Annotated in this window: 23 protein-coding genes; 13 read left to right on the forward strand and 10 right to left on the reverse strand. The window is 72.1% G+C overall.

Going from position 1 to position 26,863, the window contains the following annotated elements; translation table 11 throughout:
• The 13 genes from VQ02_RS07610 (at position 1) to VQ02_RS07670 (ending at position 16,398) form a co-directional block, all read left to right on the forward strand.
• Positions 1-1,395 carry an MmgE/PrpD family protein gene (locus VQ02_RS07610; RefSeq protein WP_048443572.1) on the forward strand — a complete coding sequence of 465 codons (1,395 nt, stop codon included), beginning with the start codon at positions 1-3 and terminating at the stop codon, positions 1,393-1,395.
• 267 nt (positions 1,396-1,662) lie between these two features.
• Positions 1,663-2,529 (forward strand): isocitrate lyase/PEP mutase family protein, encoded by an 867-nt coding sequence (locus tag VQ02_RS07615; protein WP_048443573.1) that lies wholly within the window; start codon positions 1,663-1,665, stop codon positions 2,527-2,529.
• The gene (locus VQ02_RS07620; RefSeq protein WP_048443574.1) at positions 2,526-4,211 is read left to right on the forward strand and encodes a hydantoinase B/oxoprolinase family protein; all 1,686 of its coding nucleotides are present in this window, start codon (positions 2,526-2,528) and stop codon (positions 4,209-4,211) included. Before VQ02_RS07615 ends, VQ02_RS07620 begins: the two co-directional genes overlap by 4 nt.
• A complete protein-coding gene (locus VQ02_RS07625; protein ID WP_048443575.1) occupies positions 4,208-6,274 on the forward strand; it encodes a hydantoinase/oxoprolinase family protein in 2,067 nt (688 codons plus the stop codon). Before VQ02_RS07620 ends, VQ02_RS07625 begins: the two co-directional genes overlap by 4 nt.
• On the forward strand, positions 6,271-6,882 hold the full coding sequence (locus VQ02_RS07630) for a cysteine hydrolase family protein (protein ID WP_048443576.1): 612 nt from the start codon (positions 6,271-6,273) through the stop codon (positions 6,880-6,882). Before VQ02_RS07625 ends, VQ02_RS07630 begins: the two co-directional genes overlap by 4 nt.
• A complete protein-coding gene (locus tag VQ02_RS07635) occupies positions 6,879-8,279 on the forward strand; it encodes an FAD-dependent oxidoreductase (RefSeq protein WP_048443577.1) in 1,401 nt (466 codons plus the stop codon). The genes VQ02_RS07630 and VQ02_RS07635 overlap by 4 nt, the downstream gene beginning before the upstream one ends.
• Positions 8,280-8,537: 258 nt before the next feature.
• Entirely contained in the window at positions 8,538-9,944 is a 1,407-nt protein-coding gene (gene leuC / locus VQ02_RS07640; RefSeq protein ID WP_048443578.1) for a 3-isopropylmalate dehydratase large subunit, read from the forward strand.
• A 2-nt stretch (positions 9,945-9,946) separates the two neighbouring features.
• Complete coding sequence (gene leuD / locus VQ02_RS07645) at positions 9,947-10,555, forward strand: 3-isopropylmalate dehydratase small subunit (RefSeq protein ID WP_048443579.1); 609 nt, start codon at positions 9,947-9,949, stop codon at positions 10,553-10,555.
• Between the two features lie 425 nt (positions 10,556-10,980).
• Positions 10,981-12,246, forward strand: coding sequence for an ABC transporter substrate-binding protein (locus VQ02_RS07650; RefSeq protein WP_048443580.1), 1,266 nt, complete (start codon positions 10,981-10,983; stop codon positions 12,244-12,246).
• A 234-nt stretch (positions 12,247-12,480) separates the two neighbouring features.
• The gene (locus VQ02_RS07655) at positions 12,481-13,356 is read left to right on the forward strand and encodes a branched-chain amino acid ABC transporter permease (RefSeq protein WP_048443581.1); all 876 of its coding nucleotides are present in this window, start codon (positions 12,481-12,483) and stop codon (positions 13,354-13,356) included.
• 37 nt (positions 13,357-13,393) lie between these two features.
• The gene (locus tag VQ02_RS07660) at positions 13,394-14,320 is read left to right on the forward strand and encodes a branched-chain amino acid ABC transporter permease (RefSeq protein WP_048443582.1); all 927 of its coding nucleotides are present in this window, start codon (positions 13,394-13,396) and stop codon (positions 14,318-14,320) included.
• 76 nt (positions 14,321-14,396) lie between these two features.
• Complete coding sequence (locus VQ02_RS07665) at positions 14,397-15,884, forward strand: ATP-binding cassette domain-containing protein (RefSeq protein WP_209436981.1); 1,488 nt, start codon at positions 14,397-14,399, stop codon at positions 15,882-15,884.
• Between the two features lie 262 nt (positions 15,885-16,146).
• Positions 16,147-16,398, forward strand: a complete 252-nt coding sequence (locus tag VQ02_RS07670; RefSeq protein WP_048443584.1) for a hypothetical protein — start codon at positions 16,147-16,149, stop codon at positions 16,396-16,398.
• Between the two features lie 201 nt (positions 16,399-16,599).
• Here VQ02_RS07670 and VQ02_RS07675 read toward each other — a convergent pair whose 3' ends face one another.
• From VQ02_RS07675 to VQ02_RS07720, 10 genes are all read right to left on the reverse strand, one after another.
• Positions 16,600-18,588 carry a methyl-accepting chemotaxis protein gene (locus VQ02_RS07675; protein WP_053080277.1) on the reverse strand — a complete coding sequence of 663 codons (1,989 nt, stop codon included), beginning with the start codon at positions 18,586-18,588 and terminating at the stop codon, positions 16,600-16,602.
• Between the two features lie 193 nt (positions 18,589-18,781).
• Entirely contained in the window at positions 18,782-19,138 is a 357-nt protein-coding gene (locus VQ02_RS07680; RefSeq protein ID WP_048443585.1) for an MmcQ/YjbR family DNA-binding protein, read from the reverse strand.
• A gap of 42 nt (positions 19,139-19,180) precedes the next feature.
• Positions 19,181-20,545, reverse strand: a complete 1,365-nt coding sequence (flbD, locus tag VQ02_RS07685) for a sigma-54-dependent transcriptional regulator FlbD (RefSeq protein WP_048443586.1) — start codon at positions 20,543-20,545, stop codon at positions 19,181-19,183.
• 70 nt (positions 20,546-20,615) lie between these two features.
• The gene (gene fliN / locus VQ02_RS07690; RefSeq protein ID WP_048443587.1) at positions 20,616-20,966 is read right to left on the reverse strand and encodes a flagellar motor switch protein FliN; all 351 of its coding nucleotides are present in this window, start codon (positions 20,964-20,966) and stop codon (positions 20,616-20,618) included.
• 72 nt (positions 20,967-21,038) lie between these two features.
• A complete protein-coding gene (locus VQ02_RS07695) occupies positions 21,039-21,710 on the reverse strand; it encodes a FliH/SctL family protein (protein ID WP_048443588.1) in 672 nt (223 codons plus the stop codon).
• 109 nt (positions 21,711-21,819) lie between these two features.
• Entirely contained in the window at positions 21,820-22,866 is a 1,047-nt protein-coding gene (fliG, locus tag VQ02_RS07700) for a flagellar motor switch protein FliG (RefSeq protein ID WP_048443589.1), read from the reverse strand.
• Between the two features lie 78 nt (positions 22,867-22,944).
• Positions 22,945-24,579: a flagellar basal-body MS-ring/collar protein FliF gene (gene fliF / locus VQ02_RS07705; RefSeq protein WP_048443590.1), complete on the reverse strand. Its 1,635-nt coding sequence runs from the start codon at positions 24,577-24,579 to the stop codon at positions 22,945-22,947.
• 189 nt (positions 24,580-24,768) lie between these two features.
• Positions 24,769-25,044 (reverse strand): CtrA inhibitor SciP, encoded by a 276-nt coding sequence (gene sciP / locus VQ02_RS07710; RefSeq protein WP_048443591.1) that lies wholly within the window; start codon positions 25,042-25,044, stop codon positions 24,769-24,771.
• Between the two features lie 112 nt (positions 25,045-25,156).
• Positions 25,157-25,834, reverse strand: a complete 678-nt coding sequence (locus VQ02_RS07715; RefSeq protein WP_048443592.1) for a flagellar hook assembly protein FlgD — start codon at positions 25,832-25,834, stop codon at positions 25,157-25,159.
• 38 nt (positions 25,835-25,872) lie between these two features.
• On the reverse strand, positions 25,873-26,304 hold the full coding sequence (locus tag VQ02_RS07720; protein ID WP_245239658.1) for a flagellar hook-length control protein FliK: 432 nt from the start codon (positions 26,302-26,304) through the stop codon (positions 25,873-25,875).
• Between the last annotated feature and the right edge of the window lie 559 nt (positions 26,305-26,863).

Raw genomic sequence — 26,863 nt, forward strand, 5'->3', positions numbered from 1 at the left:
ATGGGCATCGTCACCCCCGGCATCGTCCCGGCCACCACGCTGCTGGCCGAGCCCGCCCCGGCCTGGCTCGGCCGCTGGACCGCCTTCGCGGCGGGCCTCGCCCCCGCCGACATCCCGGACGCGGCGGTCGACCGCGCCCGCCTCGTCCTCCTCGATTGCCTCGGCGTCATCGCCGCCGGGATGCGCGAGCCGGAATGCCGGGCGCTGGCCGAGCGCCTCGCCGCCCGCCGCCAGGGCCCGGCCCCGGCGATCGGCAGCGGCCTGTCGCTCGATCCCCGCGACGCCGCCCTCGTCAACGGCGCCGCCGGCACCACGCTCGAGCTCGACGAGGGCAACCAGTACGCCCGCGGCCACCCGGCGATCCACGTCGTGCCGGCGGCGCTGGCAGCCGCGCAGGACGTCGGCGCATCCGGCGCCGACCTGATCGCGGCGCTCGTCCTCGGCTACGAGATCGGCGCGCGGATCGGCATCGCCTCGCGCCTGCGCGTGACGATGCACCCGCACGGCACCTGGGGCACGGTGGGCGCGGCGCTCGCCGTCGCGAAGCTCTTTCGTGCCGACGCCGCCGGGATCGGCCGGGCGATCGGGCTCGCCTCGTCCCTGGGCTTGAGCACCAGCCGGCGCACGATGCTGGAGGGGGCGACGGTGCGCAACACCTACGCCGGCTTCTCAAACCAGCTCGGGCTCACCGCCTGGGACCTCGCAGAGAGCGGCTTCCTGCCCGAGCGCGACGGGATCGGCACGGTCTATGGCGGCATCCTAGCGGACGACTTCTCGCCCGAGGCGATGACCGAGGACCTCGGGGTGCGCTGGGAGATCGCCCGCAACTACTTCAAGCGCCACGCCGCCTGCCGCTACACCCACGGCGCCCTCGACGCCCTGGCGCAGATCCGCGCCGAGGCCGGCCCGCTCGACCCGGACTCGGTGCGCTCGGTCGAGGTCGCGACCTATGTCTGGGCGGCGCAGCTCGACCACCCGGCGCCCGAGACGATGCTGGCGGCGAAGTTCTCCCTGCCCTTCGCCCTCGCGGCCGCCCTGGTGCGGGGCGCGGCCGACACCGACGCCTTCCGCGACGAGGCCCGGTCCGACCGCCGCATCCTGGCGCTCGCCCGCCGGGTGATGGTGCAGGAGGACCCCACCATGACCGCGCAGCTGCCGGGCCTGCGCCCGGCCAAGGTCACCCTGACGCTGGCCGACGGCCGCAAGCTGTCGGCCCAGGCGCTCACCAACCGCGGCGACACCGAGGACCCGTACTCGGACGACGACGTGCGGGAGAAGTTCCGGGCGCTCGCCGGGCCGGTCTGGGGGGCGGAACGGAGCGAGGCGATCGTCCGGGCGGTGGCGGGGATCGACCGGGCGGAGGGGATTGGGGAGCTGCTGGCGTTGGTCGGGTAGCCCCGACCCGTTCCCCGAATGGTTGCGAGCACCGTCACACCCACCGCGTCATTCCGGGGCCGCGCAGCGGAGCCCGGAATCCAGAAGCACAGGTGATCCAGAAGAGTTCGGAACGCACCCCGCTCCGTTCTGCACGGGAAGCGGTTCTGGATCCCGGCTCTCGCCGGCGGCGAGCCCCGGGATGACGTGGAGATCCTTCATCGACCAGGCATCTCGCCGAGAAGAGAAAGCCTGCTCAACAGTCATCGTACCAGGAAGACTTTCGTCATGTCCCTGAAGTCCCGCCTCGCCGAGGATCGCGTCCTCGTCGCTCCGGGCGTCTACGACGCCCTCACGGCCTCGCTCGCCACGGATGCGGGCTTCGAGGCCCTGTACCTCTCCGGCGCGGCGATCGCCTACACGCGGCTGGGCCGGCCCGATATCGGCCTCGTCTCGATGAGCGAGGTTGCCGAGACGGTGACGCTGGTGCGCGACCGGGTGGCGACGCCCCTCGTGGTCGATGCCGACAACGGCTACGGCAACGCGCTCAACGTCGAGCGCACCGTGCGGCTGTTCGAGCGCGCCGGCGCCAGCGCGATCCAGCTCGAGGACCAGAGCTACCCGAAGCGCTGCGGCCACCTGCAGGACAAGACGCTGATCGGACAGGGCGAGATGGTCGGCAAGATCCGCGCGGCGCTCGACGCCCGCGCGAGCGCCGAGACCCTCATCATCGCCCGCACCGACGCGGTGGCGGTGGAAGGCTTCGAGCGCGCGGTGGAGCGGGCTGAGGCCTACGCCGAGGCCGGGGCCGACGTGCTGTTCGTCGAGGCGCCGCGCTCCGCCGACCAGCTCGCCGCGGTGACGAAGGCGCTCGGGACGAAGCGCCCCCTCGTCGCCAACATGGTCGAGGGCGGCGACACGCCGCTCGCCTCCGCCGCCGACCTAGGCGGCTTAGGCTTTCGCCTGGTGATCTTCCCGGGCGGCATCGTGCGGGCCCTCGCCCGCACCGCGAAGGATTACTACGCGTCGCTCGCCAAGGCCGGCACCAACGCCCCCTTCGCCGACCGGATGTTCGATTTCGGCGCGCTCAACGCGCTGATCGGCACCCCCGAGATGCTGGCCCGCGGCCGCGCCTACGAGGGGAGCGATCGATGAACCCGATCGATCCCGTCACCCTGGCGGTGCTGAAGGGCCGCCTCGAGCAGATCGCCGACGAGATGGACGCGACGCTCTACCGCTCGGCCTTCAACCCGATCATTGCGGAAGCCCGCGACGCCTGCCACGGCCTCTACCACGCCACGACCGGCGACACGCTGGTCCAGGGCACCAAGGGCCTGCCGATCTTCGTCGGCGCCATGGCCTTCGCGGTGAAGGCGGTGATCGCCAAGGTCGAGCGCGAGGGTGGATTGGAGCCCGGCGACACCTTCCTGTTCAACGATCCCTATAGCGGCGGCACCCACCTCAACGACTTCCGGCTGGTCCGCCCGGTCTTCCGCGATGGCAAGCTGTTCTGCTGGCTCGCCTCGGTCGGCCACTGGCTCGACATCGGCGGCAACGTGCCGGGGGGCTACAACCCGAAGGCGACCGAGAGCTTCCAGGAGGGCGTGCGCTTTCCCCCGGTGAAGCTCTTCTCCGCCGGGCGCCTGAACCAGGACATCGTCGACATCCTGGCCGCCAACACCCGGGTGCCGACCTCGAACTGGGGCGACCTCAACGGCCAGCTCAACGCCCTCGACCTCGGCGAGCGCCGCTTCACCGCCCTCCTCGACGAGTACGGAGACGCGACAGTGGACGCCGCCTTCGCGGCCTTCTCCGACCGGGCCGAGGCGCTGATGCGCGCCGCGATCCGCGCCCTGCCGGACGGCCGCTACAGCTTCGCGGACGTGCTCGACAACGACGGCATCACCGACGAGCCGCTGACCATCGCCCTCGACCTGACGATCGAGGGCGACCGCATGGCGCTCGATTTCTCGCGCTCCTCGGCGCCCGCGCAGGGGCCGATCAACATCTCGCACGCCACGACCGTCGCCGCCTGCTACGTGGCGTTGAAGCACGTCTTCACCGAGGTTCCGGCCAATGCCGGCTGCCTGCGGCCGATCACCTTCACGGTGCCGGAGACAACGCTTCTCGGCGCCGGGGCCCCGAAGCCCATGGCCGGCTACACCGAGACGATCCTGCGGCTGATCGGCGTGGTGCTCGGCGCCCTCGCGGCGGCTGATCCGGAGCGGGCGACCGCCGCGCCCTTCGGCACCATCAACGCGCTCTCTCTTGCCGGCCACCGGCCGGACGGCTCGCGCTGGGTGATGTTCTCGTTCTTCGGCGGGGGCTTAGGCGGCAACCCTGAGACCGACGGCCTGAGCCACGCCAACAACCCGATCTCGACCGCGACGATCCCGCCGGTGGAGATCCTGGAGGCCGCCTATCCGGTGGTCTTCACCCAGTGGGCGTTGCGGCCCGACAGTGCCGGGGCCGGGGCGCATCGCGGCGGGCTGGGTGCGGTCTACGAGATCGAGACCCTGACCGATGCCGACGTGTTCCTGCTCGGCGAGCGCGGCAAGGTGGCGCCGTTCGGGGTCAAGGGCGGGCGGCCGGCGGCGCTCAACCGCTTCGCCTGGCAGACGCCTGAGGGCTGGGCGAGCCCGCCGATGATCTCGAAGGTCACCGACGTGCGCGTCAAGGCCGGCGAGCGGGTGCGGCTCGAGACCCCCGGCGGCGGCGGCTTCGGCCATCCGGCGGAGCGCGACCGCGACGCCCTGCAACGCGACCTGCGCCTCGGCTACGTGACGCCGGAGGCCGCCACCCGCGACTACGACCTCGCGTCCGGAGACGAGAAATGACCCCCCGCGCCATCGTCGGCGTCGATGTCGGCGGCACCTTCACCGACCTCTTCTACTACGACGAGGCCGCCGGCCGCTTCCAGACCGGCAAGGTCCCGTCGAACCGCGGCGACGAGGCGGTCGGCTTCCTCGCCGGGCTGAAAGGCTTCGGCCCGGTCGCGAACCTCGCCTCGATCGTCCACGGCACGACCGTCGGCACCAACGCGCTCCTGGAGCGGAAAGGGGCGCGCATCGGCCTCATCACCACCCGCGGTTTCCGCGACGTGCTGGAGATGCGCCGGCGCGACCGGCGCCATACCTGGGGCCTGTGGGGCGACTTCGTTCCCGTGGTCGACCGCGACCTGAGACTGGAGGTCGACGAGCGGACGCTCGCCGACGGCACGATCCGCCAAGTGGTGGATCCGGACCAGGTCGCCGAAGCGGCCCGGGCGCTGCTCGCGAACGGTGCCGAGGCCCTGGCGATCTGCTTCGTCAACGCCTATGCCAACCCGGAGAACGAGCGGGTGGCGATGGAAGCGGCCTCCGCCGTGTGGCCGAACGCCAATGTCGAGCGCTCCTCCGGCATCCTGCCGGAGATCCGCGAGTTCGAGCGCACCTCGACCACGGTGCTCAACGCCTACCTCCAGCCGGTCGTCGGCAGCTATCTCGGCAAGCTCGACCGGGCCTTGGACTCCGAAGGATTCTCCGGCCGCTTCCACATCGTCCAGTCGAATGGCGGCGTGATGTCCACCGCCACCGCCCGGCGGCTCCCGGTTCGCACCGCCCTCTCGGGGCCCGCCGCCGGCGTGATCGCGGCGGCCGCCATCGCCAAGGAGGCCGGCTTCCCTTACGTGATCACCGGCGATCTCGGCGGCACCTCGTTCGACGTGTCGCTCGTGGTCGAGGGCGAGACGGCGCTCGCCGCGCAGACCACCATCGATTTCGGCCTCGTCATCCGCACGCCGATGATCGAGATCAGCACCATCGGGGCCGGCGGCGGGTCGATCGCCCACGTCGATGCCGGCGGGCTGCTCCAGGTCGGGCCGGAGAGCGCGGGCTCGCGGCCGGGCCCGGTCTGCTACGGCCAGGGCAACACCCGGCCGACGCTGACCGACGCCAACGTCGTGCTCGGGCGCATCAACGCCGAGCGGCCGATCGGCGGGGCGTTGAAGCGCCTCGACGTCGAGGCGGCGAAGGCGGCGATCCGGGAGCACGTCGCCGCGCCCCTCGGCCTCGACGTGATGGCGGCGGCCGAGGCCATCGTGCGCGTCGCCGACGGCAAGATGGCCGGCGCGATCCGCCTCGTCTCGATCGAGCGCGGCCACGACCCCCAGAAGTTCGCCGCGGTGCCGTTCGGCGGCGGCGGCGCGCTGCATGTCGGGGCGCTGATCAAGGATGTGGGCCTGCGCGGCGCCCTGGTGCCGCGCTATCCGGGCGTCACCTCGGCGCTCGGCTGCGTCATCGCCGACATCCGGCACGACCAGGTCCAGACCCTGAACCTGTCGCTCGCCGGCCTCGACGCCGCCGCCCTCGACCGGCGCATGGTGGCGGAGGCCGAGAGCGCCCGCGCGGTCGTCGAGGCCGCCGGCCTCACCGTCTCGCGGATCGACACGGTGTTCGAGCTCGACATGCACTATGTCGGCCAGACCCACACCGTCGCGGTGGCGTTGCCCGTGACGGTCGAGAACGGCACCACCGGCATCACGACGGCGATCATCCAGGCGGCGTTCGAGGCGGCCTACCGCACCTCGTTCAGCCGGCTGCTGCCGGGCCTCGGCACCCGGATCGTCAACCTGCGCACCGCGGCGATCGGCCGGCGACCGCACTTCGACCTCGCCGCGCTCGCGCCGGGGGCGGATGCCTCGCTCGAGGCCGCCCGCCTTGGCAGCCGGCCGGTCTGGTTTAATGGCGCCTGGCACGAGGCGGCGGTCTATGCCCGCCTCGCGCTCCCCGTCGGTTCCGAGATCCCGGGCCCGGCGATCCTCGAGCAGCCGGACGCCACCACCGTGGTCGATCCCGACCTGACGGCGCGGGTCGACCGGCTCGGCAACGTCGTGGTCACCCGCACGGGAGAGCCCGCATGAGCCATTCCGCGATCCCGCTGGAGCGCACCGCGCTCCTGATCTGCGACCTGCAGAACGACTTCCTGCACCCGGACGGCGCCTACGGCCGCGCCGGGCAGGCGGCGCCCGAGATCGCCGCCGTGCCGGCCCGCGTCCGACCGCTCGCCGAGCTGATCCGGGCCAAGGGAGGGTTCATCGTCTCGACCCACTTCACCCTGGTGCCGGGCAAGGGCGGCGAGCCCTTGATCTCGCCCCACCTGCGCGAGCTGCGGCCGTTCCTGAAGAAGGGCGACTTCCTGCCCGGGGCCTGGGGGCATGCGCTCGTGGACGAGCTGCAGCCCGCCGATCTCTCGGTCGAGAAGGTCGCCTACTCGGCCTTCTACATGACCCGGCTCGAATGGGTCCTGCGCAAGGCGGGGATCGAGCGGCTGATCGTGTCGGGCATCGTCACCAACGGTGGCGTCGCCTCGACGGTGCGCGACGCCCATGTGCGCGACTTCTCGGTCACCGTCCTGGCGGATGGCTGCGCCGCCTTCTCACCGGCCGTGCACCAGACCGCGATCGAGGCGCTCAAGCCCGTCTGCCGGGTGGCCGACGTCGCCGAGATCGTCCGGGAGCTCTCGGCATGAGGGTCGAACCGGCTGCTGCCGTCGCCTTCGATATCGACATCGCCGTCGCCGTGATCGGCGCGGGGGCCGCCGGGCTTGTGGCGGCGCTCGCCGCCCACGAGGCCGGGGCCGAGGTGCTGGTGGTCGAGCGCGATCCGGTGCCCCGCGGCTCCACCGCCCTCTCGGCCGGTCTGGTCCCGGCGCCGGGCACCCGCTGGCAGCGCGAGGCGGGGCTCGACGACAGCCCGGAGCTGTTTTCCGCCGACATCATGGCGAAGGCCAAGAACGAGCCGGATCCGGCCCTCGTCGCGCGCCTCGCCGGCGCCGTGGGTCCTGCCCTCGAATGGCTCGCCGACCGCCACGGCCTGCCCTTCTCGGTCATCACCGATTTCCGCTACCCGGGCCACTCGGCCAACCGCATGCATGGCCTGCCGAGCCGCTCTGGCGAGGAGCTGGTCGACCGCCTGGCACGCGCGGTCGAGGAGGCCGGCATCCCGGTCCTGTGCGAGGCGACCGTCGACACGCTCTACGCGGCGGACGGCGCGATCCGGGGCATCGGCCTTCACCGCCCCGACGGCTCGCGCGAGCGCGTCGCCTGCCGGGCGCTGGTGCTGGCCTGCAATGGCTACGGCGGCAACAAGGCGCTGGTGGCGCAGCACGTGCCGGAGCTGTCGGGCGCGCTGTATTTCGGCCACGAGGGCAACCAGGGCGATGCGCTGCTCTGGGGCGAGGCGCTCGGCGCCGCGACCCGCCACCTCTCGGGCCACCAGGGTCACGGCTCGGTGGCGCACCCGCACGGCATCCTGATCACCTGGGCCACGGTCACCGAGGGCGGGTTCCAGGTGAATGCAGAGGGGCGCCGCTTCTCCGACGAGAGCCGCGGCTACTCCGAGCAGGCGGCGGAGGTGCTGCGCCAGCCCGGCGGCACCGCGGTCACGGTCTTCGACGCCCGCATCGCCGGCATCGCCCGCCAGTTCGAGGACTTTCGGCGCGCCGAGAGCGCCGGGGCGATCGTGGCGGCGGACACGGTGGCGGAACTGGCGGCGCGGCTGCACCTGCCGGCGTCCGCCCTGTCCGCGACGCTGGCCGAGGTCGAGGCGCTCAAGCGCGACGGTGGCCGCGACGCGTTCGGGCGCTCCTTCGCGGGCGTGCCGGCGCTCGCGGCGCCGTATCGGGCGGTGCGGGTGACCGGCGCCTTGTTCCACACGCAAGGGGGTCTCGTGGTCGACGACGACGCCCGGGTGCTGACGGCGGCGGGCGCGCCGATCCCGAACCTGTTCGCGGCGGGCGGAGCGGCCTGCGGCGTGTCGGGGACGGGGCCGGGCGGATACCTGTCGGGCAACGGGCTGCTGGCGGCCGTGGCGCTCGGGCGCATCGCCGGGCAGGCGGCGGGGGCGACGGGGTGTGTTAGCTCCTAGCCCTCACCATCTCTCATTCACACATCATGACACCCTCCCCTTTCCCGGACGACTGAAGCGCCAGCGGAAGGAGATCCGGGAATCCAGCATAGGAAGTGCCGCGAAGCGGCTCTGCATGTTGCACCGTTGCAGACCTAGAGACGATTCGCGAAGTCTTATTTCTGGATCCCGGATCTCCTTCCGCTGACGCTCCAGTCGTCCGGGAAAGGGAATTGGAGTTCGTAGTTTCGATTCCAACGACAAGACGGAGGACGCCCGATGACCCCGCAACCCCGCACCCTCCTCGACAAGGTCTGGGACGCCCACGTCATGGCGACCCGCCCCGACGGGCAGGCCCTGCTCGCCATCGACCGGCACCTGCTGCACGAGGGCTCGTTCCACGCCTTCGGCATGCTCGACCACGCCGGCCGACAGATCCGCCGGCCGGAGCTGACCTTCGCGGTCGCCGACCACTACGTGCCGTCCCGCGACCGCAGCGGACCGATCCCCGACCCCGAGATCGCCAACATGGTGTCGATGCTGGCCGACAATGCCGGCCGGCACGGCATCCGCCATTTCGGCCTCGACGACCGCGCGCAGGGGATCGTCCACGTCCTGGCGCCGGAGCAGGGCCTGACGCTGCCCGGCCTCACCATCGTCTGCGGCGATTCCCACACCTCGACGCACGGCGCCTTCGGGGCGCTCGGCTTCGGGATCGGCGCGACGGAAGTCGCGCACGTGCTGGCGACGCAAGCCCTGTGGCAGCGCCGGCCCAAGACCCTGCGGGTCGGCATCGACGGGCAGCTCGGGCCCCACGTCACCGCCAAGGACGTGATCCTGGCGATCATCGCGGCGATCGGCGCCGGCGGCGCGGTCGGGCACGTGCTCGAATATGCCGGCAGCGCGATCCGCGGCCTGTCGATGGAGGGGCGGCTCACCATCTGCAACATGTCGATCGAGGCCGGCGCCCGGGCCGGGATGATCGCCCCCGACGACACCACCTTCTCCTTCCTCAAGGGCCGCGCTTACGCCCCGAAGGGCGCGCTGTTCGAGCGGGCGGTCGCGGCCTGGCGGCAGCTCCCGAGCGACGAGGGCGCGCGGTTCGACCGCGAGGTGACGCTGGACGCATCCAGCATCGCCCCGACCGTGACCTGGGGCACCAGCCCCGAGACCGCGCTTCCCGTCACCGCCGCGGTGCCGGATCCGGGCCAGGAATCCGACGCCACCAAGGCCGGGCAGATGCGGGCCATGCTCGACTACATGGGCCTCACCCCCGGCACGCCGCTCGAGGCGGTGGCGGTCGACCGGGTGTTCATCGGCTCCTGCACCAATTCCCGCATCGAGGACCTGCGCGCCGCCGCCGGCGTGCTGCGCGGGCACAAGGCGGCGGTGCCGGGCCTCGTCGTGCCGGGCTCCGGCCCGGTGCGGCGCCAGGCCGAGGCCGAGGGGCTCGACCAGGTCTTCCGCGAGGCCGGCCTCGAATGGGGCGAGCCGGGCTGCTCGATGTGCGTCGGCATCAACGGCGACCTCGTGCCGGCGGGCGAGCGCTGCGCCTCGACCACCAACCGCAACTTCCCGGGCCGCCAGGGCCCGAACGCCCGCACCCACCTGATGAGCCCGGCGATGGCCGCCGCCGCCGCGCTGACCGGCCGCCTCACCGATATCCGCCGGCTCGGGAGCCGCTGACCATGCAGCCCTTCACGACTCTCACGGCGGTCGCGGTGCCGCTCGACGTGGCGAACGTCGACACCGACCAGATCCTGCCGGCCCGCTTCCTGAAGAAGCCGCGCAGCGCCGGCTACGGCAACTTCCTGTTCCACGACGAGCGCCGCCGGAGCGAGGCCGTGCCCCTCGACGCAGCCCCTTACGCGGGCGCCGGCATCCTGGTGGCTGACCGCAACTTCGGCTGCGGCTCGTCGCGGGAGGGCGCGGTCTACGCCCTGGTCGATGGCGGCCTGCGCTGCGTCGTCGCCCCGAGCTTCGGCGACATCTTCGCCTCGAACGCGGCCAAGAACGGGCTCCTCACGGTGACCCTGCCGGAGGAGGCGGTGGCGTCCCTGCGGGCCCGCCTCAAGGCCGAGCCCGGCGCGACCGTGACGGTGGACCTGCCGGCCCAGACCGTGACCGACCCGGACGGCACCGCGATCCCGTTCGAGATCGACCCGTTCAAGAAGCGCTGCCTCGTCGAGGGGCTGGACGACGTCGCGCTCACCCTCGAGCACGCCGACGCCATCGCGGCCTTCGAGGCCAGGGTGGCGGCGGAGGAGCCCTGGCGGGTGCCCGTCGTGGAGGCGTGAGCGTGGGGCGCACCGTTCCTTCGAGAGTCCGAGGGACGGCAGAGGCGAGTGGGACATGCGGGCGGCTTCCGCCCCACGGGATCATCCCGGGCTCCGCTGCGCGGCCCCGGAATGACGTTGCCGCGTTTCCGTTTCACCGCGGGAGTCGATCGGGCGATCGACTGGTCAGGTTGTACGGCGCGAGGGCACCGTCGATGCGCCGCTTCTTCTGCGGCTGCCCCAACGACGCGCCGTTGAGGAAGCAGCCCGCGGTCCCATGACGTCCTCGGGCCAGCAGCCATGCGCCCACGTGATGGCTCGCCGTATAATCCCCCTTCCCCGCCGCGCACCCGCGATCGGCACCTTGTGGTCTAACAAGCTCCCGCTAAACTCCCGCTCCGAGCCGCGACGCCACCAATCAAACAGCGGCCGGAAGAGGGAACGTCATGCTGGAGTGCGCACCCGTCGCAAGGCGACGGCTCGTCCAGGCGTTGCTTGGTTCGACCATCCTGTTGGCCGCCAATGCCTCGCTCTCAAGCGTTCAGGCCGCGGACCCGATCCGCATCGCGGTGATCGCGGAGGCGCAGGCGATCGCCGGGGCCTCGATCCCGCAGGCGGCCCAGCTCGCCGCCGACGAGATCAACGCCAAGGGCGGGATGGACGGCCGCAAGATCGAGATCATCACCTACGACAACAAGAGCTCGGCCGCCGACTCGGTCCGCGCCTTCCAGCGCGCGGCGAGCGAGGACAAGGCCCATGCCGTCATCGCGAGCTACATCAGCGAGGTGGTGCTCGCCCTCCAGCCCTGGTCGGCGCGGCTGAAGCTGCCCTTCATCACCCCGGGCGCGGCCTCGAACGAGATCCCGCTCAACGTCCACAAGGACTACGCCCGCAACAAGTACTCCTTCCACGGCTACCTGACCTCGAAGGCGCAGTCGCAAGCCGTCTGCGACGCCGCCAAGGCGATCCTCGTCGAGGGCCGCCAGATGAAGACCGCCGTCATCATGAGCGAGGACGCGGCGTGGACGAAGCCGCTGGACGAGGGCTACAAGGAGTGCCTGCCGAAGGTCGGCCTCAAGGTGCTCGACCACATCCGGTTCTCGCCGAGCACCACCGACTTCAACCCGATCTTCAGCCGCATCGAGGGCGCCAAGCCCGACGTGATCGTCACCGGCATCTCGCATGTCGGCGTGCAGCCGACGGTGCAGTGGCGCAGCCAGCAGGTGCCGATCCCGATGATCGGCATCGCCTCGCAGGCGACCAACGCCACCTTCTGGAAGGAGACGAACGGCGCGACCGAAGGCGTGCTGTTCGAGATGTTCGCCGCGCCCGGCACCAACGTGACGCCGAAGACCGCGCCCTTCGCCGAGGCCTTCAAGGCCAAGTACGGCAGCTACCCGGGCTATGCCGGCTACACCGCCTATGACGAGGTCTACTACATCGCCGACGCGGTGAAGCGGGCGGGCTCGACCGATCCCGACAAGCTCGTCGAGGCGCTGGAGAAGACCGACTGGGAGGGCACCCTCGGGCGCATCCAGTTCTACGGCAAGGACGACGAGTTCACCCACTCGATCAAGTACGGCCCGGGCCTCGTCTCCGGCATGATGATGCAGTGGCAGGACGGCAAGCAGCTGGCGATCTGGCCGCCGAACGTCGCCAACGGGAAGATCGGCTTCCCGAGCTTCGTCAAGGCGGGGACCGCCGCGAACTGACCGCAACCATCGGACTGACCCCGATCCAGCAGGCGCGGGATCCCCTCCCCCGAGTGGGAGAGGGGTAGGGGTGAGGGTGCGACGGTTCTGGTTCTAGCTCTGACCGTCCTGCTGTCAGCACCACGCTCAGCGATACACACTGAACCGTAGCACCCTCACCCCCCAACCCCTCTCCCACTCGGGAGAGGGGGTCTAGCGCGCGCCTCGCCCCTTCTCATCCCCCACGCGAGCCCCATGACCGCGATCCAGATCCTCATCGACGGCTTCGCCATCTCGGCACTCTACGCGCTCGGCGCCACCGGCTTCACCCTCATCTTCGGCGTCTCGGGAGTTCTCAACCTCTCGCACGGCGCCCTCATGGTCACCGCCGCGGTGGTGGCCTGGGCGGCGTCGAGCGAGCTGGGCCTGGGCTCCTACGCGGGCGCCGCGGTCGGCGTCGCGGTCTGCACCGGGCTGACGCTCGCCACCTACGGCGCCGTGGTGCGCCCCATCGACCGCTCCCGGGCGATCCCCCCGGAGGAGAAGGAGATCTTCATCCTCACCGGCACGCTCCTGTGGGGCATCATGATCCAGGAGTTCATCGCCTACCTGTTCACCAGCAACGCCAAGACCGTGATGCCGATCGTCGAGGGCGTCGTCACCATCGCGGGCGTGCGCACGCCGTGGAACCAGGTCTTCACGGCGGTCGTCTGCTGGGGCGTGATCGGGCTGCTCTGGCTCCTCGTGAACCGTACCCGCACCGGCAAGGTGGTCCTCGCCGCGTCGATGAATCCCCGCGGCGTCACCCTGCTCGGCTTCGAGCTGTCGAAGATCTACGTCGCGATCTGGCTGATCTACGGCGTGCTCGCCGGCATTGCAGGCGTGCTGCTCGGCCAGTTCCTCGGCGTGTCGAGCTACAGCGTCGGCCCGCTCACCGCCAGCGCCTTCTCGATCGTGGTGCTGGGGGGCTTGGGCAGCGTCTCGGGATCGCTGATCGCCGCCTACGTCGTCGGCTACCTCGAGACGCTGACCGCCTACCTGGTCTCCCCGGCCTACCGGACCATCCCCGCGCTGCTGCTGCTCGTGGCGGTGATGTACGTCCGCCCGCAGGGCCTGCTCGGGCGCCGCTGACGCCCGGCCTCACGCAGACATCTCATCAGAGGCCCGCATGCTCGCCAAGACCTTCCGCAACCCGCTGTTCTGGCTCTGCCTGATCGGCCTCGCGCTCGCCAGCGTGCTGCCGTTCTGGGTATCGGGCTACATCCTCGGGCTCCTCACCGTCGCGTACTTCTTCGGCGTCTTCTCGATGGCCTGGGACCTGCTGTTCGGCTTCGCCGGCGAGGTCAATTTCGGCCCGACCTTCCTGATCGGCTTAGGCGCCTACACGGCCGGCATCCTCAACGGCCACGGCGTCGGCATCCCCTTGTGCCTGCTCGCCGGCACGGTCGCGGCGGTGATCGGCGGCCTCGTCCTGGCGCTGCCGGCGCTCCGGGTGCGGGGCCCGTATTTCGGCCTCACCACCGTGGTGGCGGTGCTGATCCTGCAGAACCTGATCGTCGTCTTCGCGGAGACCACCGGCGGCGAGATCGGGCTCACCGTGCCGGACGTCATCAGCATCGACGCGGCCACCAACTACTGGATCGCGCTCGGCTTCATGGCGGTGAGCGGCGCCATCCTCTACGCCATCGCGATCTCGCCGGTGGGGCTGATCCTCCAGGCGAGCGGGCAGGACCCGGTCGAGGCAGGCGCGCTCGGCTTCAACGTCGCCAAGCACAAGCTCGCGGCGTTCTGCGTCAGCGCGGTCTTCTCCGGCCTCGCGGGGGCGCTGTTCGTCTTCTACATGGGCACCGCCTCGGTCGGCACGCTGGTCGACGTCTCGGTCGGCGTCCAGGTCATCATCGGGGCAGTGCTCGGCGGGCGGCGCACCATCGTGGGCGGCGTGCTTGGCGCGGTGTTCCTGATCGCCGCCGGCGAGTTGCTGCGGCCGCTCGGAGCGCTCTCGACCTTCGTGGTCTCGGCGGCGGCGCTGGCCGTGATCCTGTTCGTCCCGGCAGGCCTCCTCGGAATCCTCACCCGGCAGGGGCAGCGCGCCTGATGCCCGCCCCCTCCCCGTTCCCGTCTCGCAAGGTGCGTTCATGAGTGCGGCCGTCCTCGCCCAGCAAACCGCGTCCATGCCCGCCGCTCCCGGGTCCGACACCGTCCGGCCGCTGCTGGCGGTCGAGGGGCTGACCAAGCGCTACGGCGGCCTCGTCGCGGCCAAGTCGATCGGCTTCTCGGTCAAGCCCGGCGAGATCCTCGGGCTGATCGGGCCGAACGGCTCGGGCAAGTCGACGGTGATGAAGCTCATCATGGGCCTCGAGCGGCCGAATGCCGGCAGCGTGAAGCTCGACGGCACCGAGATCGCCGGCTGGCCCTCGCACCGGGTCGCGCGGGCCGGCATCGGCCTGGTGTTCCAGCACTCGCGGCCCCTGCACCGCCAGACCGTGCTCGAGAACATCAAGCTCGCGCTCCTGCCCGACAGCCTGCTGCGCCTCTTCGCCGATCCGGGCGTCGAGGCGCGGGCCCGGGCGATCGCCGAGCGGGTGGGCCTGGGCGCCGTGATGGACCGGCGCCCCGGCACCCTGCCCTTCGCGGATCTCCGCCGGATGGAGCTCGCCAAGGCCATCGCCCGCGACCCGAAGGTGGTGCTGGTGGACGAGCCCTTCGCGGGCCTGACCTCCGGCGAGGTGGCGGATTTCTCCGCCCTGATCCGGGGGTTTCGCGATGAGGGCAAGGCGGTGCTCCTCGTCGACCACAACGTGAAGAGCGTCGCCGCCCTCGTCGACCGGGTCTTCGCGATGTATCTCGGCGAGCGCGTCGCCGAGGGCTCGGCCGCCGAGGTGATGCGCAACGAGACCGTGCGCCGGGTCTATCTCGGCGGCAGCATCGAGACCGCGGCGCGGCCGGAGGCGAGCTTCTCCGGCGCGCCGCTCCTCAAGGTCGAGGGGCTCGACGTGCTCTACGGCAAGGCCCAGGCCCTGCGCGGCGTCAACCTGCACGTGCACGAGGGCGAGTTCGTCTCGGTGGTCGGCCTCAACGGCGCCGGCAAGACGACGCTGTTCAACGCGATCTCCGGCCTCGTCCCGCATTCCGGCCGGATCGACTTCTCCGGCGAGTCCCTGGCGAGGCGCACGCCCGCGAGCATCGCCCGCGGCGGCATCGTCCAGGTGCCGGAGACGCGCGAGCTGTTCGGCGAGATGAGCGTGCGCGAGAACCTCGATCTCGGCGGCCAGCACCTGCCCAAGGCCGAGAGCGCGCGCCAGCTCGAGTGGCTGTTCGAGCTCTTCCCGATCCTGAGGAGCCGCGGCGGCCAGATGGCCCGCACCCTGTCGGGGGGCGAGCAGCAGATGCTCACCATCGCCCGCGCGCTGATGATGAGGCCGCGCCTGCTGATCCTCGACGAGCCGACGCTTGGCCTCGCCCCGGTGATCCTGGAGCAGCTCTCGAAGGCGCTCGAGCGCCTGCGCCAGACCACGCCGATCACGGTCCTGCTCGGCGAGCAGAACGTCACCTTCGCGCTGCCCCACGCCGACCGGGTCTACGTGCTCGAGCATGCCCGCATCGTCTGGGAGGGCCCGCCCGACCGCTTCGCCGCCGAGGCCGGCACCGGCTATCTCTGAACGGACGAAGCGTTGCAGGCCAAGGCTTCGTCCGTTCAGGCCCCTGCTTGGGCGCAGGTTTCGCAAAACCGGCGGCCATTCCTGCGAAACCCAGCGCGGTCATCGCGGCACGAGACGGCCGCGCTCGCTCTCGCGACGACGTGGCGCATCGGCCGCCGATACTCGCCGGGGTTGCAAAGACCGAATCGCTTGACTCGGGTTAAGGCGGCCGGGGACCTGTGGCCGTAAGGTTGCAGGATAGCCACTCCAGGGGGAGAGCGGAATGTCCTGCTACTACTTCCACTTCCAGGTCGGCAGCAGAATCATAAGGGACACGCGCGGCGTCGAGCTCAAGGAACCTCACGAGATCATCACTTGCTCGGCGCATATTGCGGTGCTGCTGAAGCGGCGAGCCTGCCGGGAGCCCGAGTGGAAGGAGGCGATCATCCACGTCGAGGACAAGGAGCGCCGCTTCAGCCTCTTCCTGCCGATCGCCCGCTTCGCCGACGCGATCCCGCGCTTGCAGGCGAACTGACGACGAACGGTTGCATCGGCGGAGCGGTGGTCCAGGCTCCACTGTCGTTCCGGGGCGGCGCTCCGGGTCCCGGAAAGGGCACGGAGCGGCCGACGGCCCGTCGGGTAAGCCGACCGCGCTCACGCTCGGGGCGGCCCGGGAATGACCCGGGCGAGATCGAGCCCGTCGACGATCTCCCCGCGACGGGCGCCCCCGGGAGTCCTACGCCGCCTTGATCTCGGCGACGAAGCCGCCGATCTCGCGCTCGAGCGTCGCGGCCTGATGCGCGAGGTCCCGGGCGGCGCGCAGCACCTGGTCGGCGGTGCCGCCGGTGCGGTCGGCACCCTGCTGCACCGCGTCGATGTGGCCGGACACCACCTGGGTGCTGTGGGCGGCGTCCTGCACGTTGCGGGCGATCTCGCCGGTGGCGGCGCTCTGGCGCTGCATCGCCGTCGCGACGCTGGTCGCGATGGCGTTCATGTCCCGGATCGTCCCGCCGATCGTCTCGATCGCCTGCACGGCCTGGGCGGTCTGGGCCTGGATGCTGCCGACCTGCCCGGCGATCGCCTCCGTCGCCTGAGCCGTGCGGGTGGCGAGGTCCTTCACCTCGGCCGCCACCACGGCGAAGCCGCGGCCCGCCTCCCCGGCCCGCGCCGCCTCGATCGTCGCGTTCAGGGCCAGCAGGTTGGTCCGGCCGGCGATGCTGGTGATGAGCTGGACCACGTCGCCGATCTGCTGCGCCCCTGCGGCGAGCGCCCGGATCGTCGCTTCCGTGCGGGCGGCCTCCGCGTCGGCGCGGCCCGCGATCACCGAGGAGTGCCCGACCTGCTGCACGATCTCGCGGATGCTGGCGGAGAGCTCGTCCGTCGCGCTCGCGACGCCGCTGACGTTGGCGGAGGTCTGGCTCGCGGCCTCCGCCACGCCGGCCGACAGGCTCGAGGCCTGGGCGGCCGAGGTCGACAGGTTGTGCGCCGCGCCCTCCATCTCGCCCGCCGCGGCGGTCAGGGTCGCGATCAGCGCCGAGACCTTGCCCTCGAAGCCGCGCGTCAGCTCCTCGAGGAGCCGCGCCCGGTGCACCTTCGCGTCGGTGTCCTGGCGCTGCAGGGCGTCGCGGTGCTCGGCCTCGACGAGCCCATCGCGGAACTGCGCGACGGTGCGCGCCATGGCGCCGATCTCGTCGGCCCGGTCGGTGCCCGGCACCTCGACCGCCCGCGCGCCGCCGCCGAGCGCCGCCATGGCCCCCGACAGGCGGTGGAGCGGCCCAGCGATCGAGCCGGCGAGGCGGAGCGAGATCCCGATCCCGAGGAGCACGATGCCGGCCGCCTTGGCGAGGAAGGCCGTGGTGCCCTGCTCCACGCTGCGGGCGAAGGTCTGCTCGTGCTCCAGCGCGCCGCGGTTCACCGCCGCCAGCAGCGCCTGGGACGCCTGCATCGACTGGTCCCGGGCGGCGCGGGAGAGCGTCAGGTGCTTGCCCCACTCCGCCGAGAGTGCGGAGGCGCGCTCGAGGCCGGCGCGCCAGGCGGTCAGCTTCGCGGCGAGGTCGGCATTCGCCTGGAGCCGGGCCTGGCCCGCCGCCGCGGACTGGCCCGCCGCCGCGGCGTGCTTCACCTCGCCCGCGGCCCTGAACAGCGCGACCTGCTCGCGGGCGGACTGGAACGCCTCGGCGACGCCGTTCAGCATCCGGGCCTGCTCGAGGTCGCCGGCCTCGAAGGCGCGGGTGCGCCGCTGCGACAGGGCCTGGGCGATCCGCTCGCCTGCCTGATCGATCTCGCGGCCGAGGAGCGCCGCCTCCTCCTCCTTGATCCGCGCGAGGGTGGCGTATTCGGCGCCGTAGCTGCGCAGGGCCGTGGCGATCGTGCCGCTGAGGGCGAGCTCGTCGGGCGCGAGCCCGACGGCCGCGCCGCGCTCGATCAGGCCGACGGACTTGTCGAGGAGGTCGCGCGCCGTCTTGAAGACCGCCGGATCGAAGCGCTGGAGCCAGCGGCTCAGCTCGAACCGCGCCTGCATCATCGCCATGTCGACGGCGCGGACGTGCTCGATCTTGGCCCGGTTGTGCTGGTACTCGGCGAAGCTCGCGTTCACCTGCGCCACCAGCACGTAGCCGGAGACCGCCACCCCGACGGTGGTCGCCAGGATCACGCCGAAGCCGGCGAAGATTCGCGCCTTGATCGACAGGCGCGCCAGGCGCCCGCTCCTGAACCACGTCCGCATCGGTCCCGTCGCCCCGCTTTCGGCCCACGTCGGCGGGAAAATGACTACTTTCCGCTAAGGCAGGCTTAACGGGCTGAACGATGGGCTGTTTTCGATTTCGCCGCATTGATCGACCGGTGAACGGCGAGTTCGGCTTGCAGCCGCCGAGACGACGGAGCGATGACAGTGTGACGACGTCGGCTATAGTTCCGGATCATCCACCCTCACGGCTTCCGGCCGCGTCGAAGCCGGCGACGTACCGCCTCGGCGCGATCGCGCGCCAGCGGCGCAGCAGGAACGGGGACAGCTGCGCCGGCGCGAGGGGACCGAGCCGCGCCAGCACGCTCGAATAGCCTTCGTAGTGCGGTGTCGTGTGGAAGACCCGGGGATCGGCCTCGATCAGCATGTCCCGTTCGTCCGCGCCCACTCCGGGGAGCACCAGGCTGTCGTCCTCGCGGCGCAGCCGGGTCAGGAGCTTGCGCCTCACCTTCAGCGCCGGGGTGCCGTAGGACGTCGCGACCTCGACCTCCGGGAGCCTCCGGCCGAGCGCGACCACGTCCTCCCACGTCATCGCCGTCCCTCCTCCGCCCATCCCGGATCGCCGCCCCGGCGGTCAGCCATAGGCTGCGAGCGCCCGGGTGTGGCCCGGCTCGGCGACCGGGATGCCGGCACCGGTATACTCGTTGAGCTTGTTGCGCAGGGTACGGATCGAGATGCCGAGGATCTTGGCGGCGTGGGTGCGGTTGCCGAGGCAGTGATCGAGCGTGTCGAGGATCAGGTCGCGCTCGACCTCCGCCAGGGAGCGGCCGACGAAGCCCCGCGTCACCGCCTCGGCGGCCTGCACCGCCCGGGCGGCGGCCGTGGCCGGACCGCTGAGGGCCTCGCCCTCGGGCGAGCGGATGGCGTCGGTGTCGATCTCGGGCCCGCTCGCCAGCAGCACCGCCCGGTGCAGGGTGTTCTCCAGCTCGCGCACGTTGCCGGGCCAGGGGCTCTGGGCGACGAGGCGGCGGGCCTCGGCGGAGAGCGGCCGGGGCTCGAGCCCGTTGGCTTCGGCGTACTTGCGGGCGAAGTGGCCGGCGAGCTCGAGGATGTCGGCCGGGCGGTCGCGCAAGGGCGGCAGGCGCAGGTGCACCACGTTGAGGCGGTAGAGCAGGTCCTCCCGGAAGGTGCCCTTGCGCGCCTCCTCGGCCAAGTTGCGGTTCGACGTGGCGAGCACCCGGATGTCGACCTTGACCGGCTGGGTGCCGCCGACCCGGTCGATCACCCGCTCCTGCAGCGCCCGCAGCAGCTTGGCCTGGAGGCGGACGTCCATCTCGGAGATCTCGTCGAGGAGCAGCGTGCCGCCGTTCGCTTCCTCGAACCGGCCGATGCGCCGGGCGACCGCCCCCGTGAAGGCGCCCTTCTCGTGGCCGAACAGCTCGGATTCGAGCAGCGCGTCGGGGATCGCTGCGCAGTTCACGCTGACGAAGGGCTTCTGGGCCCGGTTCGAGCGGACGTGGACGTGGCGCGCCAGCACCTCCTTGCCGGTGCCGCTCTCGCCGGTGATCAGCACCGAGGCGTCGGAGCGCGCCACCTGCTCGGCGAGCTTGACCACCCGCTCCATCGCGGGATCGCGCCACACGAAGGCCCGCGCATCCGCCGCCACCGCCTCCAGCACCGCCGCGATCAGCTCGGGGTCGGGCGGCAGCGGGATGTACTCCTTGGCCCCCGCCCGGATCGCCGCCACCGCCGCCTTCGCGTCCGTGCCGGTGCCGCAGGCCACGACCGGCGTGCGGATGCGCTCCTCGGCGAGCGCCGTCACCAGCGTGCGGATCGGCAGCGACACGTCGACCATCACCAGGTCGGCGCCCTTCGCCCGCAGCACGGCGAGGCCCTGCTCGACGCCGTCGGCCTGGGTCACCGCGGCGCCGCGGCTCATCGCGATCCGGGAGGCGGTGACGAGTTCGCCGTTCAGGCGTCCGATGATCAACAGCCGCATGGCGGGCACTCCGTAGCGTCGGGCGCCCCGTCGGGCGCCGGGTTCGGGTAGGGACGGCGGGGACCCGCCGTCAGCCCTCGGCCTTGACGATCTCGGTCATCGTCACGCCGAGGCGCTCCTCCACCAGCACCACCTCGCCGCGGGCGACGAGGCGGTTGTTGACGAAGATGTCGATCGCCTCGCCGACCTTGCGGTCGAGCTCCAGCACCGTGCCGGGGCCGAGGCGCAGCAGGTCGCCGATCGGCATCCGCGAGGAGCCGAGCACCGCCGAGACCATCACCGGCACGTCGAAGACCTGCTCCAGGTCGGCCGCCGACTTGGCGGCGACCGGCGCGTCGCGCATCACGCTGGCCGCCGCCGTGTCGAAGGCGAGGTCCGTCTCGCTGAGCTGCGGCAGGCCGAGATCGTTGTCGGAGGTCATCGGGTCACCTCGTGGGGAAATGAGAAATCGGACGTGGGCGGCGCGTCGCCCGGCGAAGCGGAGGCCGGGACATCAGAAGCCCGCGGGGGCGGCCGGGTGCGGCGCGGCCGCGCCCTCCCCCAGGGCGGCCAGCACCGCGGCCTCGATGGCCGCGCGCTCGCGCACCACGCCCCCGTCGGCCCACTCGATGCGGGCGTCGCCGGGTGCCAGGGCGGGATCGCCGAGGACGATCAGCCGGCCCTCGTAGCCCCGCTCGCGGGCGAGCCGCGCCACCTGGCGCTCGGTCTCCTCGACCAGGATGTCGTGCACCCGGATGGCCAAGTGCGGCACGCCGCGCAGGTGCTGCAGCGCCCGCCCCGCGGCTTCCGCGATCGCCGCCACCGGCTGGCTGTCGAGGGCGGCCCCGGCGATCTTGCGCCCGAGCGCCACGGCGAAGTCGAGGGCCTGGGTCTCCCGCTCGGCGTCCCGGGCGTCGGCGGCGCCGATCATCCCGGCGGCCGCGGCGGCGACCCGGTTGAGGGCGTCGGCAAGCCGCGCCTGCACCTGCGCCTCGGCCTGGGCGCGGCCCTCCTGCAGGCCGCGGGCGAAGGCCTCGGCCTCGGCCTCGGCGCGCAGCGCCGCCTCGGCCGCGACCTCGGCCTCGGCGCGGGCGATCGCCTCGGCCGATCCGGCCTCGTCCCGGGGAGGCTTGCCGCCGGGATGCCGGAAATCGGTGTCGAACAGGAAGCGCCGGATCTGCGCCATCAGGCAACCTCCCCCGGGCCGCCGGCGAGCGGCGGACGGGAATCCCGGCCCGAGCCAGCGCGGGAGTTGTCTGTCAGGAGCTCGTCGGTCAGGGTCTCGCGGGCGCGCATCAGTAGACCAGCTCTTCCTCGGCGCTGTTCTTGGCGATCATGATCTCGCCCTTCTCGGCCAGCTCCTTGGCGAGGTCCGTCATCCGGGACTGGGCCTCGTCGACCTCCTTGAGGCGGATCGGGCCGAGCGAGCCCATCTCGTCCTGCATGTTCTTGGCCGCGCGGCTCGACATGTTGTTGAAGAAGAACGTCTTGACCGGATCCGAGGCGCCCTTCAGCGCGCGGGCCAGCACGTCGCGGTCGACGCTGCGCATGAGGGTCTGGACGCTGCCGGCGTCGAGCTTCATCAGGTCGTCGAAGGTGAACATCAGCTGGCGGATCTTCTTCGCCGAGCCGCGGTTCGCCTGGTCGAGGGCGGCCAGGAACCGGATCTCGGTCTGGCGGTCGAAGGCGTTGAACACGTCCGCGAGCAGCTCGTGGGCGTCGCGCCGGGTGGTCTGGGCGATGGTCGAGACGAACTCGACCCGCAGGATCTCCTCGATGTGGCGCAGGGCCTCCTTCTGCACCGTCTCCATCCGCAGCATGCGGTTGAGGACGTCGATGGCGAAGTCCTCCGGCAGGATCGTCAGCACCCGGGCGGCGTAGTCCGAGCGCACCCGCGACAGGATCACCGCGACGGTCTGCGGGTACTCGTTGCGCAGGAACGAGGCCAGGATCTCGGGGTCGATCTGGGTCAGGCTGGCCCAGACCCGGCGGCCCGAGGCGCCCTTCACCTCGGCCATGATCACCGCGACCTGCTCGGGCGGGAAGATCTTCAGGAGCAGCGACTCGGTGCGCTCGAAGCTCGAGGTGATGCCGCCGCTTGCCGAGAGCCGGGAGACGAAGTCGATGATCAGGTGCTCGACGACCTCGGCCTCCAGGGAGCCGAGCTGGACCATGGCGTGCGAGACCTTCTTGATCTCGTCCTCCTCCAGCATCCGCCAGATCGGGGCGCCCTCCTCCTCGCCGAGCAGCAGCAGGAGCGCGGCGGCGCGCTGGGTGCCGGGCATCTCGGCGAAGGTCGGGCCCAGGGAGGGGCGAGGGACCGGCATCGGGGTCGCGGCCATGGCGTCAGCTCATCCTCGGACGGGTCTGAAGTCTCGAAGGTCCGGGCGCGCCGGACCGGCATCCACTGCCCGGCGGGCTCAGCGGTCGTTGATCCAGGTGCGCAGCACCTCGACCGTCTCGGTCGGGTTGGTCTTCACGATGTCGACGACGCGCTCGATCGTCTCGGCCTGGACCTTGCCGTTGATCTTGGCGAACTCGACCAGGCGCCGGGCCGGGCTCTCGGGAATCGTGATCTCGGACTGGAGCGAGGCCGTCCCGCCCTCGACCGCCATCACCAGGCCGGGCTCGGCGAGCACCGAGACCGGCGCCAGGACCGGCGTCTCCGAGGCGACGACCCGCTGCACCAGCGGACGCACCACCGTCATCAGCACCACGAGCCCGAGGAGGAGGAGCACCGTCATCTCGGCGATCCGCAGCACGTCCTCCTTGGTCGGCTGGAGCAGGGAGGCGAGGAGGCCCGGCTCCTGCAGCTCCGCCACCGCCGGGGTCTCGGCGAAGCGCAGGTTCACCACCTCGACCTGGTCGCCCCGGGCCTTGTCGTAGCCGACGGTGCTGCGCACGAGGGCGGTGATGCGCTCGAGCTCCGCCGCCGGCCGCGGGGCGTAGGCCGGCTTGCCGTCCGGGCCCGCCGCGTAGGTGCCGTCGATCAGCACCGCCACCGACAGGCGCTTGACGCGGCCGCCCTCGTTCACCTCCGTGCGGGTGACCCGGGAGATCTCGTAGTTCGTGGTCTCCTCGTTCTTGTTCGAGGCCTCGCGGGGGCCCTGTTGCTGCTGGCCCTGGTTGGCCCCCGGCAGCTCGTTGCCGACGGTGACGCCGGTCTCGTTGGCCTGCGTCTGCTGGCTCTCGGTCCGCGTCTGGGTCGAGCGCACCACCCGGCTCTCGGGATCGAAGGTCTCGGAGCGGCTCTCGACCCGGTTGGCGTCGAGCTCGGCCGTCACCTGGACCCGCGCCCGTCCCGAGCCGACGATGCCGGCCACGATCTCCTCGACCTGCGCCCGCAGGCGCCGCTCGAGGCCGGTCTGGCGCTCGTCGAGGCCGATCCCCGCCTGGTCCTCCGCGCCGCGGGCGCCGTCGGCGAGGAGCCGCCCGCGCTCGTCGACGATCGAGATCCGCTCGGGCTTGAGCCCCTCGACCGCCGAGGCGACGAGGTGGCGCACCGCCCGGACCTGGCCCGGGTCGAGGTCGCCGGCGAGGCGGACCACGATCGACGCGCTCGGCGCCTCGCGGTCGCGGGCGAAGAGCCGGCGCTCGGGCAGGACGAGGTGGACCCGCGCCGCCTGCACCCGGCCGATCGCCCGGATCGAGCGGGCGAGCTCGCCCTCCAGCGCCCGCAGGTGGTTGACGTTCTGCACGAAGCTGGTGGTCGAGAACGCGTCGCCCTTGTCGAAGATCTCGTAGCCCACGCCGCCGGCGCTCGGCAGGCCCTTGGCGGCGAGGTCCATGCGCAGCCGCGCCAGGTCCGCCCGCGGCGCCATCACGGTCTGGCCGGCATCGCCCCTGGTCTCGTAGCGGATGCCCCGCGTCTCCAGGTCGCGCACCACCGCGCCGGCATCCTGCACCGACAGGTCGCTGTAGAGCACCCCCATCTCGGGGCGCGACACCCGCAGGATGACGAAGGCGAAGAAGCCGATGAGCGCGAGGGTCACCGCACCCATCGCGGCGAGCCGCGCGGGCCCGAGCTTCGCCACAAGATCGAGGACCGGCTTCACGACGTCACGCACCCGCCACCCGGAGCCACGGCGGCCCCAGGGCAAAATTTGCCGGGTCGTGGTTATGATGTGGTTAACGGAACGCGATCGGACGCGCGCAAGCCCGGGACATCGCGCGCTCCAACTGGAGGGCGTGGTGTCCCGGGCCCGTGACGGGACCGGTCCGGGGCGCGGGGAGCCGCGCCCGGCTTACTGCCGGTAGTGCTGGATCCGGGTCGTGCGCAGGCCGGCGAGGCCGTGCTGCTCGATCGAGTATTGCCAGCTCAGGAATTCCTCGGTGGTCAGCGTGTAGCGCTGGCACGCTTCCTCGAGGCTCAGGAGCCCGCCGCGCACCGCGGCCACGACCTCGGCCTTGCGGCGGATCACCCATCGGCGCGTGTCGGTCGGGGGGAGGTCCGCGATGGTCAGCGGACTTCCATCGGGCCCGATGACGTACTTCACCCTCGGGCGATGCGGTTCGGTCATGATACGCTCTACACTCGACTGACCTGTCGAGACCGAAGCTAGGCACCCGCGCTTAAGATTGCTTGAATCATTTCCCTCGCATGTGATTCGTAATCCACAGCAATCCACCGAATCAGTTGGAGCCGGTACCACCGATCGCCTCGACGCTGCTGAGGGGGACGGTGCGGTCGCCGACGGTCAGGACCGGCTCAGCGCCGGTGACGTCGACGCTGGTGATCGCCCCGGTGATCTTGGTGTCGACGCTGACGCTCGATCCGGTGGCGTCGAGGGCCTGCACCTTCAGGGTGTACTTGCCGTCCGCGGCGAGCTGTCCGGTGGAGCTGCGCCCGTCCCAGCTGAAGCTCTGGCTGCCGGCGGGAAGCGCCTTGGTCTGGGTCGCGACCACGTTGCCCTTGGCATCCGTGATGGTCAGGACGGCCTTCGTGGCGGCCCGTGCCGGGTTGAGCGTCCAGGTCGCGCTGCCTTCGGCGAGCGACGTCGTGGCGCCGTCCGCCGTCACGGTCTTGCCGATCAGCCCCGAGGCGGTCGCCGCGGCGGACGCCTTGCTGGCGGTGATCAGGCTGCCGAGCTGGTCGTTGGTCTTGAGCTGCTGCTCGACCGAGGCGAACTGCACCAGCTGCTGCGTGAACTGGTTGGTGTCGAGGGGATCGAGAGGGTTCTGGTTCTTCAGCTGCGTCGTCAGCAGGGTGAGGAACTGGTTGAAGTTCCCGGCGATCGTGCTGGCGTCGCTCGCGGTCTTGCCGGCACTGCTACCGGAGAGGCTGGTCAGGCTGCTGATGCCGGCGGTCATCGGGATCTCGCGGGTTCGGTCGTCATCGGGGATCGTCGCTAGATTCTGAGGTCGAGGCCGAGGCGCTGGCCGAGGTGGCGCAGCGGCGGCAGGGCGGCCTGCGCCTCAGCCTCGGCCGGGCCAGTCACGGCCCGGTCGGGCCCTTGCGGACGGCCGCCGGCCTGGTCCCGCTGCGGGCTGTTCTGCCTGCCGCCGTCGCGCAGGGAGAAGCTCAGGCCGGCCTCGCCGGCATTGAGCCCCGCCTGGGTCAGGGCCTGCTGCAGGCTGCCGGCGTCGCGCTGAAGCAGCGCCAGGGTCTCGGGCCGCTCCACCACCAGGTGCGCCTTCACGGCGCCGTGCTCCCGGTCGATGTCGAGGCTGACGTCGATGCGTCCGAGCTCGAGCGGGTCGAGCCGGATCTCGAAGCGGCTCGATCCGGCGAGCGCCTGCATGCCGATGGTGATCGGCACCGCGCTCAGAGGGGCCGGCACCGACGGACGGGCCTCCGGCGCCGGCGCCGGGGCGTCGCCCGCCGCGTCGGTGCCCTGCACCGGCGCCGATACCGAGGGGTCTTGCGCCGCGAGACCGTCGGACCCGGCGGCCGTGCCGCCATCCCGGTGCTCGTCCCGGCGGGCGGCCGCGTGGAGTACGGCCTCAACCGTGACCGGCGTCGTCGGTGCTCCCGCCTCGGCGGTCCGGCCCGGTATCGCAGCCTGGGCCGCTGCGCCGCCCGCCGTCGCCGCACCGGGTGCCGGAGCCGTGGCGGGGGCCGGCGCGGGGGGGGCCGGCCCGGGACGGCGTGGAGGCGCCGCCGACGCGGTCCGCGCGGGGCGGGCCCGCCCCGGCGGCGCGGCCCCCCCGCCGGTGTGGCCGGCCGCCGGGGGGGGGCGCGGGGGGGCGCGGGGGGGGGGGGGCGGGGGCGACCGCGCGGACCGCCGGGGGGGGGTCGTCCGCGGCCGCCCCGCCCGCGCGGGCCTGGGGGGGGGGGGGGCGGGCCGGGGGCGAGGGGGCCGCCGGGGCCCCCCGGGGGCCGGGGGGGGGGGCCGGGGG

The sequence above is a fragment of the Methylobacterium variabile genome, from assembly GCF_001043975.1.
Taxonomy (GTDB): Bacteria; Pseudomonadota; Alphaproteobacteria; order Rhizobiales; family Beijerinckiaceae; genus Methylobacterium; species Methylobacterium variabile.